This window comes from Janthinobacterium sp. FT14W (assembly GCF_009208755.1).
In the GTDB taxonomy this organism is placed as follows: domain Bacteria; phylum Pseudomonadota; class Gammaproteobacteria; order Burkholderiales; family Burkholderiaceae_D; genus Janthinobacterium; species Janthinobacterium violaceinigrum.
Map to the genome: position 1 here is coordinate 131,551 of NZ_WFLL01000006.1, position 12,033 is coordinate 143,583.

Sequence of the window (12,033 nt, forward strand, 5' to 3'; positions counted from 1 at the left end):
TATCGGATAGATGACCAGAGTGCTCGTGTACGGTAGGCGGAACCACGTCGGTGGGAGGTGGAGGACTACTTAGCGCAATATTGTTATAAATGCACTTTTGACTTGTCGAGGCAAACATTATGTCGTCTCAGCAAGAAAAAATGCACCTCAACCGTGTCGGATTTGGCAATAAATTATGGATACAGAAGAATATTTAATTTTAATGTTAAATTACAGTTTTATATTTTTAAATATCGCCGTTTTAAAAAATGATCAATGGCGTTTTTTTACAACATAAAATTATTGTATTGGCAATTCGATGTTGTGCCGACAATAATTCGATGAAAAGTGTTGCTTTGCAGAATATGTGAAAGGTGAAAAAATGTAAAAAAGCCCGTTGAAAACGGGCTTTTCAAATTGTGACGGCGCGTCAGTCAGAGCATTTGCCGGCCTGCTGTCTGCGCCCTGCCAGCCAGCGGCTTACAAGGGCTGGAACACGCCGGCGGCGCGGTTCTTTTGCACATTGTCCCAGGCAAAGATCTGGCCATTCATGGCCACGTACACGCCGGCTGGCAAGGTTTGCGCCACGCCGCAGGCAAAGCCCAGGTTGAACAGGGCATCGGAGTTGTCGATTTCGTAGGGAATCATGGCGCCCGTCAAAATGACCGTTTGCTGCAGGTTGGCCGCGCCCAGCACTTGCGCCGTTTCGCGCATGGTGTCGGTGCCGTGGATGATGACGATGGCTTTTTCCTGTGCCGCGCGGCACGAGGCCAGCACGCGCTGGCGGTCCGCATCCTGCATGTCGAGCGAGTCCAGCAGTGGCAATTGCTCCAGCGCCACGGGTGCCGTCATGCGCGCGCGGGCTATCGCTGCCGGCAAATGACTGTCGGAAAAGCCCAGGGTACCGTTCAATTCGTTGTAGTGCTTGTCGAAAGTGCCGCCAGTGGCGAGTATGCGCAAAGTCATGATGTGGTCACGATGTCAGTGGAGAATGACGCGCATGATATCGTGGATTGGCACCGTTGCGTGAATGGCGCTGCAGATGGGGACGTGCTTGTCGCCCCGCGCTTGCGCCGCATCTGGAAAATCCGGCCATCTGTGAGTACACTGGTTTCTTTGTTTGCCTATCGACCCGACTCCGTATGAAAGCGCTCGCTCCCGGCACCGTCATTTTTCACCGCCACCGCGGTTACGGTGTGATCACGTCCGTCAATTTGCTGACGGGCTGGATCGCCGCCCGTTTCGGCAGCGAAGCGCGCACCCTGGACCTGAATCTGTCGACCGACGACGTGCAGTTTGCCGATGGCGAAGCGATCCTGTTTCGCCGCGCGCCGCCCGACCGCATGCCGCACGCGCGCCTGATGGCCATGGTGCGCGAGCTGCACCAGGCCGGTTACCAGAAACTGTATCTGTATTCCTGGCCGAAACCGTCGGGCCTGCACTGGCGCTGGCATTTGTTTACGGGGCCGCGCGACTGGATGCAGCGCCCTTGGCGCGAGGGGTGGTACGGTTCGGGCGCCGATTACAACGTCAACCCCGTGATGGGCTGGGGCGATACGCCAGGCGCCTCCACTGCGGAGCTGATCGATGCGCTGGCCCGTTTCGACCCGCAGGGGCTGGCGCAGGCGCTGGGGCGCGACGACGACCATAGCGAGTGGTTTGGCCGCGTCTGCGACGCCTTGCTGCCCGATTATATGTACAGCCTGGACATGCAGCGCAGCGATGGGGGCCCCTTGCCCGACATGCCGCCCGTGCCGGTGGTTGCCGTGCGCGCCGGCGTGGCGCCGTATGCGGGGCCGCAGATCGCCTGGCCGCCCGGCTGGGCCGGCCTGTGGCGCGGCCGGCACGTGCTGCCCGCGCCGGCCATCGGCATCACGGGCGAGCCGGACCTGCTGAAGGGCTTTCAGCGTTCCTGAGGCGTTTGGCGCGCGTGCTGCAGTGCCTGGGGATTGAGCAGGCGCGTGCATTGACCTTGCGTAAAATCGACGATGTTTTGCAAGGCGTAGCGGAAATACAGTTCATAGCTGTCACGCTCGACGTAGCCCAGGTGTGGCGTGGCCAGCACGTTCGCCAGCCGCAGCAATGGCGAGCCGGGCGGCAGCGGTTCGTCCGTAAACACGTCCAGCGCGGCGGCGCCCGGGCGTCCCTGCGGCAGCGCCGCTTCCAGCGCGCCATCGGCGACCAGCTCGGCGCGGCTGGTGTTGACGAACAGGGACGTTGCTTTCATGCGCGCCAGGTCCTCGGCCGTTACCAGTCCCCGCGTGGCGTCGGACAGGCGCAGGTGCAAGGTCAGCACGTCCGCCTGTGCAAAAAATGCCTCGCGCGATGCCGCCGCCGTATCGCCGGCCGCCACGGCCGCCGCGCGGCTCGCTTCGCTGCCCCATACGAGGATGTTCATGCCGAAGGCGCGGCCATAACCGGCGATCAATTGACCGATCTTGCCGTAACCCCAGATCGCCAGGGTGCGTCCCTTGAGCACCGTGCCCAAGGTGTTGCGCGCCGGCTCCAGCGACGCCGTCTGCCACAGCCCCTCCTGTAAATGTTGCGCGTACGGCACGATCTTGCGCTGCGCCGCCATGATCAGCGCCCACGTCAGTTCGGCCGGCGCCGTGGGCGAGCCGATGCCTTCTGCGATGGCGATGCCCAGTTCCGTGGCGGCCGGCACGTCGATGTGTCCGCTGACCTTGCCCGTTTGCGAAATCAGCTTCAGATTCGGCAGTTTCGACAGCAAGGCCCGGTTGAAACTGCTGCGTTCGCGGATCAGCACCAGCGCATCGAACGGCGCCAGGCGGATCGCCAGCTGGCCCAGGCCCCGCGCCGTATTGCTGAATACTTTGACCTCGTGGCCATCGAGCAACTGGAAGCAATCGAGGCCGCGCACGGCATCCTGGTAATCATCAAGTATGGCAATTTTCATGGTGGATGGCCGATTTTAGTAAGGATTTGGTAGGGAAATAACAGGATACGGGAAATGCTGAATAGCCTACTACATTAGTCAAGCTATTCTCCTACATTTTTGCGAGAATAGCTGTTACGCGGGTGTACAATCGCCGGCACTTTTGAAGCTTCCTGATTATAGTTATAGCGCAAACTGTTCCTGCAGCCTGGGTGCATGATCCAGGTAAACGACACCAGAGCCCTGCCCGCGTGAACACGCCGCCTGCAGTGAGCCGCAGCCACCTCTCGACGATGCTGCCTGTCTTGCCGGAACGACCAGAATTTCTTTTATTGGTATTGGAGGTAATATGAATCAGCCCGTCATGGGTGGCGTCGCCGCACTCAACGTCCCAGCTTATATTAAACAACAGAAACTGATCAACTGGGTGGCCGACATTGCCGCGCTCACCAAGCCGGACCGCATCTACTGGTGCGACGGCTCGCAGGAAGAGTACGAGCGCCTGTGCGCCGAGATGGTTGCCAGCGGCACCATGAAAAAACTGAATGGGGAAAAGCGCCCGAATTCCTACCTGGCCTGCTCCGACCCTAGCGACGTGGCCCGCGTCGAAGACCGTACCTATATCTGCTCGGCAACGAAGGAAGCGGCCGGCCCCACGAATAACTGGACCGAGCCTGGCGAGATGCGCCACACCCTGAACGGTCTGTTCGATGGCTGCATGCGCGGCCGTACCATGTATGTCGTGCCGTTCTCCATGGGCCCGCTGGGTTCGCCCATCGCGCACATCGGCGTGGAACTGTCCGACTCGCCTTACGTGGCCGTCAACATGAAGATCATGACCCGCATGGGCCGTGCCGTGTACGATGTGCTGGGTACCGATGGCCAGTTCGTGCCCTGCGTGCACAGCGTGGGCGCACCGCTGGCTGCCGGCCAGGCCGACGTGAAATGGCCGTGCAACAGCACCAAGTACATCGTGCATTTCCCGGAAACACGCGAAATCTGGTCCTTCGGTTCGGGCTACGGCGGCAACGCCTTGCTGGGCAAGAAGTGCTTCGCCCTGCGCATCGCCTCGAACATGGGCTACCAGGAAGCGCAAGCATCGGACAACAACCCGGGCTGGCTGGCCGAACACATGCTGATCCTCGGCGTGGAATCGCCGGAAGGCAAGAAGCACTACGTTGCGGCGGCTTTCCCTTCGGCCTGCGGCAAGACCAACTTCGCCATGCTGATTCCACCGGCAAGTTTTAACGGTTGGAAAGTGACCACCATCGGCGACGATATCGCCTGGATCAAGCCGGGCGCCGATGGCCGTTTGTACGCGATCAACCCGGAAGCGGGCTACTTCGGCGTGGCGCCGGGCACCAACGAAAAGACCAATTACAACTGCATGGCGTCCATGCGCGACAACACGATTTTCACCAACGTGGCGCTGACGGACGACGGCGACGTGTGGTGGGAAGGCTTGACCAAGGAAGCGCCTAGCCATTTGATCGACTGGCAGGGCAAGGACTGGACGCCGGCGTCCGGCACCAAGGCCGCGCACCCGAACGCGCGCTTCACTGTTGCGGCAACGCAAAACCCAGTGATCGACGCCGCCTGGGACGATCCGGCCGGCGTGCCGATCTCGGCCTTCATTTTCGGCGGCCGCCGCTCGACCACCGTGCCGCTGGTCACGGAAGCGCGCAACTGGGTCGAAGGCGTCTACATGGCCGCCACCATGGGTTCCGAAACCACGGCTGCGGCCGTGGGCCAGATGGGCGTCGTGCGCCGCGATCCATTTGCCATGCTGCCGTTTATCGGCTATAACATGAGCGATTACTTCCAGCACTGGCTGGACATGGGCGTCAAGGTGGGTAAAGTCAACCCGGCCGCCCTGCCGAAGATCTATTGCGTCAACTGGTTCCGTACGGACGAGGCAGGCAAGTTCGTCTGGCCTGGCTTTGGCGACAATATGCGCGTGCTGAAGTGGATGCTGGACCGCATCGAAGGCAAGGCCGGCGGCGTGGAAAACCTGTTCGGCACGACGCCGCAGTATGGCGACCTGAACTGGGATGGCTTGCCATTCACGCAAGAACAGTTCGACACCATCACCTCGATCGACAAGGCCGCATGGGTGGAAGAATTGAAATTGCATACGGAGTTGTTTGAAAAACTCGCGTATCATCTGCCGCAAGAATTGGCAGATAACAAGGCTGCGCTGGAAAAGCGGCTGAGTGCATAAGTAAGTTAACGTCAAGCAGCGCCTGACCAGCGTAGCGCACCGCGCAGCAGCTTGTCAGGTGTGGAGAGTTGTAGTGGGGGGAGAAACACGCCGGCAAAGACTGGCGTGCGATAAATGACACGCCGGCAACGACTGGCGTGCTGGCAAGAAGAGAAACGGCGCGGATTGCATGAGCAATCCGCGCCGTTTTTTATTGCGCCTTTGATGGTGGCTAGCCAGCCTTGGCTGGCACGACATAAATAGGGTAGAGCGGGTCCGGTATTTTGGGACATTGCCCGGGCTTTTCTGGGGGAAAGTGAATGGCGAGCGGCGCCGTCTCATGCAGGCTGTCTTCCACTTCCAGCACGCCCGCGTAGGCCTTGACCTGGCGTGGCGCAGGCGATTGGCAATCAGCGACAGCCAGTTCGCGCCCCCTGCCATGGAAACTGCTGCCATAAGCAATCTTGGTGCAGACCGTGGGCCAATATCGAAATGCCGTGAAACGTCCCGCTGCAGAGAATTGCTGCCTGTCCCGCTGCTCCAGTTTTTCCTGCATGAAGTACGTCAGCAGTGGCTGATAGGCATCGTACGCCGGTGGCAGCGCCAGGCGTAATGGCTGGCTGGCCAGCGTGACCAGCATGTCGCAACTACCGCCGCGGGCCATGCGGATCTTTTCTCGCCTGGCTGCACCGTCCACGCCTACAGTGAACGGTGTCTGGCCGTCCATATTCAGTGGCGTTTTTGCCATGCGCAGCTCGGCCGTCAGGCGCCGTCCGCCGTCGCGATAGACAATATCGTAGACCTTGCCAGGCTTGAACCCTTCACCTGCCTCGACCCGGTACAGGCCGTAGGCTGCATTGACCTCGTCACTGACCTCGCGTAAACCATGCTGTAGGGCAAATCGCTTCACCTTGTCGCTGGGGCCGTCCTGTTCCTGTTTCGACCAGTCCCAAGTCAACGATGCCAAAGTGCTGCAGAGTGGCGTGAGCGGCTGTTCTTGCTTTGCGCATTGCTGCATTCCGGTATTGGCCAGAAAGCTGCCCTTATCTTGCGAGCCCATCTGCTTTTCCACATGCAGCCGCACCAGTACCGGAGTCAGCTTGCGGCCCGTGCCGCGTTCCCGGAGTTGGAAGCGCGTTGCGGAGAGGGGGATCGGCGGAGCGACGATGGAATAGCCGTCCTCATCGCTGGCCAGCGTATCGGGATACTGCCCGGGAAGAAACAAGATGCCGCGGGCATTGGCGGGCAAGGTGACGGACGGCGGACGTTTGCCCTTGGCCGGCGCCAGGTGCAGGAATTGCCCAGGTTCGTCTAGCGGGCAAGAACAGGCCCATGCTGGCAGTGCGGCGCCAGCCAATGCCAGAGCGATGCCTTGGCGCGCCAATGTTACAAGCGATGATGCGATCGACAAACGGCCCTCGGGATGAAATGGCCGCAGGGCCGGGAAAACAGTTTCCCATAGAAAAATCCGCCGGGCAAGATTCTGGACCGGGGGATGTGGCGGGACGTGTTGTTTATTGCTTCAGCAGCGCTCCCAGGTATTTACCCGTCACGCTGGCCGGATTGATGGCCACGTCTTCCGTCATCTGCCGCAAGAATTGGCAGGCAACAAGGCTGCGCTGGAAAAGCGGCTGAGGCTGAGTGCATAAGTAAGTTAGCGTCAAGCAGCACCTGACCAGCGTAGCGCGCCGCGCAGCAGCTTGTCAGGTGTGGAGAGTTGTAGTGGGGGGAGAAACACGCTGGCAACGACTGGCGTGCTGGCAAAAAGAGAAACAGCGCGGATTGCATGAGCAATCCGCGCCGTTTTTTTTGTGGCTTTTGGGGTTCAGCGAAACATGGCCGGCACGAAATAGCGCAGATTTGCGTCATCTTTCATTTTCGGGCATTGGCCAGGTTTTGCTGCCGGAAAGGATACCGGCAGTAGCGTCGTTTCGTGCAGGCGGTCCTCTACTTCCAGCACGCCGGCAAACGCTTTCACCTGGCGTGGCGCGGGCGACTGGCAATCACCGATCGCCAGTTCGCGTCCTTCGCCATGAAAGCTGCCACCGTAGGCAATACTGGTGCACAGGGCCGGCCAATAATGAAATGGAGTAAATTGTCCTGTCGCCGCCATGTGTTGTTGATCTGCCTGCTGCAATTTTTGTTGCATGAAATATAGGAGCAGTGAGGCATGCCGCTCGTAGGACGGCGGCAGTGCCAGGCGCAATGGCTGGGTTGCTACCTTGATCCGCCTGCCGCAGCTGCCGTCGTTGCTCGCCATGGGCAGGATTTCACGCCCCGGTGGCCCCTGCGGATGGATCGCAAACGGAGCGGGCTGGTTCAGGCTCAACGGTAGCGATTCCATACGCATTGCAAGTTTCAGGCGCCGTGCGCCGTCGTGGTATTCAATATCATATTGTTTGCCGGGCTTGAAGCCCTCGCGGGCCTCGATCCGATACAAGCCGTAGGCTGCATCGACTTCTTCGCTGATGTCGCGCAAGTCTTGCTGCAGGGCGAAGCGCTTGATCTTGTCGCCAGTTCGTTGTTGCTCAGGTTCGCTCCAATCCTCGGTCGCGGCGTTCAAGCTGCGGCATATCGGCAGGGAAGCGTTTTTCTGTCCGGTGCATTGCTGCATTTCCGGGCTCGCCAGGTAATAGCCTTGCAGTTGTTGCCCCATTTGCTTTTCCACGCGCAGCCGTACCACGACCGGTGTCAGCTTTGGACCCACACCACGCTCCTGGATACGAAAATTCTTTGTGGACAGGGCGACGGGTTGCCTGACTATGCTATACCTTCCTTCATCTCTGAGTACGTAATCGGGATATGTTTCAGGGAGAAACAGGACACCGCGCGCATTGGCAGGCAAGCTGATGGTGGCGGAACTGGTGCTTGTCGCCGCTGATACATGCAGGAATTTTCCTTGCTCATCCGCCATGCAGGAACAGGCAAGTGCAGCGCCCGGCAGCAGCAAACACGTCAGCGCCACGCAGCGGGTCCAGGTACGTGACGATGGTCGGGTTGACATGGTCTCTCTCGAAGAAATGGCTTGATTACCGAGCAAGATAGTTTCCCATAGAAAAATCCCCCGGGCAAGACAACTGGCCGGGGGATCGTGGGGGAAATTGGAACTTACTGCTTCAGCAGCGGCCCCAGGTATTTACCCGTCACGCTGGCCGGATTGATGGCCACGTCTTCCGGCGTGCCCGTGGCGATGATTTGTCCGCCGCCGGCGCCCCCTTCGGGGCCCAGGTCGACGATCCAGTCGGCCGTCTTGATGACGTCCAGGTTGTGCTCGATGATGACGAGGGTGTTGCCCTGGTCGCGCAGGCGGTGGATGACCTTGAGCAGCAAATCGATGTCGTGGAAGTGCAAGCCCGTGGTCGGTTCATCGAGGATGTACAGGGTGCGGCCCGTGTCGCGCTTGGACAGTTCCAGCGACAGTTTCACGCGCTGCGCCTCGCCGCCGGACAGGGTGGTGGCGCTTTGTCCCAACTTGATGTAGCCCAGGCCCACGTCGAGCAGGGTTTGCAGCTTGCGCGCGATCAACGGCACGGGCTTGAAGAATTCATGCGCCTCTTCCACCGTCATGCCCAGCACTTCCGTGATGTTCTTGCCCTTGTATTGCACTTCCAGGGTTTCGCGGTTGTAGCGCTTGCCGTGGCACACGTCGCACGGCACGTACACGTCGGGCAAGAAATGCATCTCGACCTTGATCACGCCATCGCCCTGGCACGCTTCGCAGCGACCGCCCTTGACGTTGAACGAGAAGCGGCCCGCGCTGTAGCCCCGTTCCTTGGCCGTCGGCACGGTGGAGAACAGGTCGCGGATCGGTGTAAACAAGCCCGTGTAGGTGGCGGGGTTCGAGCGCGGCGTGCGGCCGATCGGCGCCTGGTCGACGGAAATGACCTTGTCGAAGTGCTCGAGGCCGCTGATCGAGTCGTGCGGCGCCGGTTCCGTCTGCGAACCGTACAAATGGCGCGACAGGGCAGGATATAAAGTATCGTTGACCAGCGACGACTTGCCGGAGCCGGACACGCCCGTCACGCACGTCATCAAGCCTACCGGCAAGCTCAGCGACACTTTCTTCAGGTTGTTGCCCGTCGCGCCAGTAATCACCAGCTGCTTTTCCGGATTGCTGGCGTGGCGCTTGGCCGGCACGGCGATCTTCAGCTTGCCGTTCAGGTACTGCGCCGTCAGCGATTTCTTGTTTTTGAGAATATCTTGCAAGCTGCCTTCGGCGATGATTTCACCGCCATGCACGCCCGCGCCGATGCCCATGTCGACGATGTAGTCGGCCGTGCGGATGGCGTCTTCATCATGCTCGACCACCAGCACGCTGTTGCCGATGTCGCGCAAGTGTTTTAACGTTTCGATCAGGCGGTCATTATCGCGCTGGTGCAAGCCGATCGACGGTTCATCGAGCACATACATGACGCCCGTCAAACCGGAACCGATCTGCGACGCCAGGCGGATACGCTGTGCTTCGCCGCCGGACAGCGTGTCGGCGCTGCGGTCCAGCGACAGGTAATCGAGGCCCACGTTGTTGAGGAATTTCAGGCGCGAAATGATTTCCTTGACCACGCGGTCGGCGATCTCTTTCTTGGCGCCCGTCAGCTTCAGTTTTTCAAAGAACTCCAGCGTTTCGCGCAGCGGTTTTTCCGCCACCTCATAGATGGCGCGCTGCTGCTTGCCCGTACCCACCTTGACGAAGCGCGCTTCCACGCGCAGGCGCGCGCCATCGCATGAGGGGCAGCATTTTTCATTGATGAACTTGGCCAGCTCTTCCTTGACGGCCATCGAGTCCGTCTCGCGGTAGCGGCGCTGCAGATTGTTGACCACGCCTTCGAACGTGTGTTCCTTGATGACGGTGCGGCCCCGTTCGTTCACATAGCTGAAGGGAATGACTTGCTTGCCCGAACCATACAGCACGGCTTGTTGCGCATTCAAGTCCAGCTGCTCGAACGGCATATCGAGGTCGAACTCGTAAAAGGCGGCCAGGTTCGTCAGCATCTGGAAGTAAAACTGGTTGCGGCGGTCCCAGCCCTTGACGGCGCCCGAGGCCAGCGACAGGTTCGGGAACGCGACGATGCGTTTCGGGTCAAAGAACTCAATGTGTCCCAGGCCGTCGCACTCGGGGCAGGCGCCCATGGGGTTGTTGAACGAGAACAGACGCGGCTCCAGTTCCTGCAGGGAATAGCCGCACACATTGCATGCGAACTTGTTGGAGTACACGTGTTCCTGGGCCGTATCCATTTCGTAGGCAATGGCGCGGCCGTCGGCCAGGCGCAGGGCTGTCTCGAAACTTTCCGCTAGGCGCTGCTTGATGTCCTGGTTCACTTTCACCCTGTCGATGACGACGTCGATCGTGTGTTTTTCCGTTTTCTTTAATTTCGGGAGGTCATCGACTTCATAGATCTTGGCAGCATGCGTGCCGCTTTGCACGCGGAAGCGCACGAAGCCCTGCGCCTGCATCTGCTCGAACAGGTCCACGTGCTCGCCCTTGCGGTTGGCGACGACGGGCGCCAGTATCATCAGCTTGGTGTCTTCCGGCATGGCCAGCACGGCATCGACCATTTGCGACACGGACTGGGCCGCCAGCGCGTTTTCCGGGTGGTCGGGGCAGTACGGCGTGCCGACACGCGCGTACAGCAGACGCAGGTAATCGTGGATTTCCGTCACGGTGCCCACCGTCGAGCGTGGGTTGTGCGAAGTTGCCTTTTGTTCGATGGAGATGGCGGGGGACAGGCCCTCGATCAGGTCGACGTCCGGCTTTTCCATCAGTTGCAGGAACTGGCGCGCGTAGGCCGACAGCGATTCGACGTAGCGGCGCTGGCCTTCCGCGTACAAGGTGTCGAAGGCCAGCGAAGACTTGCCGGAGCCGGACAAGCCGGTAATCACGATCAGCTTATTGCGCGGCAAATCGAGACTGATATTCTTGAGGTTATGCGTGCGAGCACCGCGAATGCGGATCTGTTCCATGTGATTGCCTTGCTTTCAGTGAGTGTGCGGCCGGCGTATCGGGCCAGGATACGGATGAGTGGCCACAAGGGGTCAACCTGTTACTATAGCCGGGTTTTGTTCTGCATGCCTGAGGCGCCCTTGGGCGGATTGCGCCGCCAGGGGAACGTGCCCCGATAAAGTTTGATACAGATGCGTGCAGAGGGTTAAACACTGTATATAATACCAGTATTCAATCTTGCTGTTTTTCCCGCAGCAGAAAAAATTTATACCGTGCAACGTTCAATGCATGGCAAGACCTGTGCCTGAAACGGAAGTCGCATTGCGCGGGCGACTCGCTTATAATCGTCGTTTAGTAAAAAATCTAACGCGCGCGAGTTTTGGCTCCCGCCGCAGTTCATCAGGAGTTATTCATGGCATCAGTCAACAAAGTCATCATCGTCGGCAATCTGGGCCGTGACCCGGAAATCCGCTACATGCCTAGCGGCGACGCGATCGCCAACATCGCCGTGGCCACTTCGTACAAATCGAAGGACCGCAACACGGGCGAACAAAAAGAATTGACAGAGTGGCACCGTATTTCGTTCTTCGGCCGCCTGGCGGAAATCGTCGGCCAATACCTGAAGAAAGGTTCGTCCGTCTACGTCGAAGGCCGTTTGCAAACCCGTAAATACACGGACAAGGACGGCGTCGAGAAGTACGCAACCGACATCATCGCGGAACAGATGCAAATGCTGGGCGGCCGTTCCGGCATGGGCGGCGACGCCGGCGGTGGCGATGACAGCTACGGCGGTGGCGGCGGCTACGAAGCCCCGGCCCCACGCCAGGCGCCAACCCCGCGTCCAGCCCCGGCACCGGCGCCACGCCCGGCACCGAAGCCGGCACCGAATTTCTCGGACATGGATGACGATATTCCATTCTGATATCCAGTCATTCGACGTTTGTCATCAAAGCCCTGCAAGTTCATTACTTGCAGGGCTTTTTTTTGCGTAAAAATACATTTTTTTGCATTTGATAAATA

Annotated in this window: 8 protein-coding genes; 3 read left to right on the plus strand and 5 right to left on the minus strand. The window is 59.5% G+C overall.

The genetic code is table 11. The annotated features are described in order from the left end of the window. Window positions 1-459 precede the first annotated feature (459 nt). A complete protein-coding gene (locus GCN74_RS06700; RefSeq protein WP_034781194.1) occupies window positions 460-945 on the minus strand; it encodes an asparaginase domain-containing protein in 486 nt (161 codons plus the stop codon). Between the two features lie 176 nt (window positions 946-1,121). Between GCN74_RS06700 and GCN74_RS06705 the strand changes: the two genes are divergently transcribed. Then, a complete protein-coding gene (locus GCN74_RS06705; RefSeq protein ID WP_152255926.1) occupies window positions 1,122-1,895 on the plus strand; it encodes an L-asparaginase in 774 nt (257 codons plus the stop codon). Here the strand turns inward: GCN74_RS06705 and GCN74_RS06710 are convergent. Beyond that, window positions 1,883-2,896, minus strand: a complete 1,014-nt coding sequence (locus tag GCN74_RS06710) for a D-2-hydroxyacid dehydrogenase family protein (protein WP_152255927.1) — start codon at window positions 2,894-2,896, stop codon at window positions 1,883-1,885. The two genes, GCN74_RS06705 and GCN74_RS06710, sit on opposite strands and share 13 nt — an antisense overlap. 328 nt (window positions 2,897-3,224) lie before the next feature. On the opposite strand from GCN74_RS06710, the gene GCN74_RS06715 reads away from it, so the two are divergent. Continuing rightward, window positions 3,225-5,096 (plus strand): phosphoenolpyruvate carboxykinase (GTP), encoded by a 1,872-nt coding sequence (locus tag GCN74_RS06715; RefSeq protein ID WP_152255928.1) that lies wholly within the window; start codon window positions 3,225-3,227, stop codon window positions 5,094-5,096. A 211-nt stretch (window positions 5,097-5,307) separates the two neighbouring features. On the opposite strand, the gene GCN74_RS06720 is transcribed toward GCN74_RS06715, so the two are convergent. The 3 genes from GCN74_RS06720 to uvrA form a co-directional block, all read right to left on the minus strand. Next, entirely contained in the window at window positions 5,308-6,486 is a 1,179-nt protein-coding gene (locus tag GCN74_RS06720; RefSeq protein WP_152255929.1) for a hypothetical protein, read from the minus strand. Window positions 6,487-6,900: 414 nt separating this feature from the next. After that, window positions 6,901-8,115, minus strand: a complete 1,215-nt coding sequence (locus tag GCN74_RS06725) for a hypothetical protein (protein ID WP_152255930.1) — start codon at window positions 8,113-8,115, stop codon at window positions 6,901-6,903. A 68-nt stretch (window positions 8,116-8,183) separates the two neighbouring features. Beyond that, entirely contained in the window at window positions 8,184-11,033 is a 2,850-nt protein-coding gene (gene uvrA, locus GCN74_RS06730; protein ID WP_152255931.1) for an excinuclease ABC subunit UvrA, read from the minus strand. Between the two features lie 392 nt (window positions 11,034-11,425). Here uvrA and ssb point away from each other — a divergent pair, with 392 nt between their 5' ends. After that, the gene (ssb, locus tag GCN74_RS06735) at window positions 11,426-11,935 is read left to right on the plus strand and encodes a single-stranded DNA-binding protein (RefSeq protein ID WP_152255932.1); all 510 of its coding nucleotides are present in this window, start codon (window positions 11,426-11,428) and stop codon (window positions 11,933-11,935) included. Window positions 11,936-12,033 lie beyond the last annotated feature (98 nt).

Bases quoted from the DNA above. Each gene is read 5' to 3' on its own strand.
- uvrA (WP_152255931.1), bottom strand. From the start codon at position 11,033: ATGGAACAGATCCGCATTCGCGGTGCTCGCACGCATAACCTCAAGAAT.
- GCN74_RS06710 (WP_152255927.1), bottom strand. From the start codon at position 2,896: ATGAAAATTGCCATACTTGATGATTACCAGGATGCCGTGCGCGGCCTC.
- GCN74_RS06705 (WP_152255926.1), top strand. From the start codon at position 1,122: ATGAAAGCGCTCGCTCCCGGCACCGTCATTTTTCACCGCCACCGCGGT.
- GCN74_RS06700 (WP_034781194.1), bottom strand. From the start codon at position 945: ATGACTTTGCGCATACTCGCCACTGGCGGCACTTTCGACAAGCACTAC.
- GCN74_RS06715 (WP_152255928.1), top strand. From the start codon at position 3,225: ATGAATCAGCCCGTCATGGGTGGCGTCGCCGCACTCAACGTCCCAGCT.
- ssb (WP_152255932.1), top strand. From the start codon at position 11,426: ATGGCATCAGTCAACAAAGTCATCATCGTCGGCAATCTGGGCCGTGAC.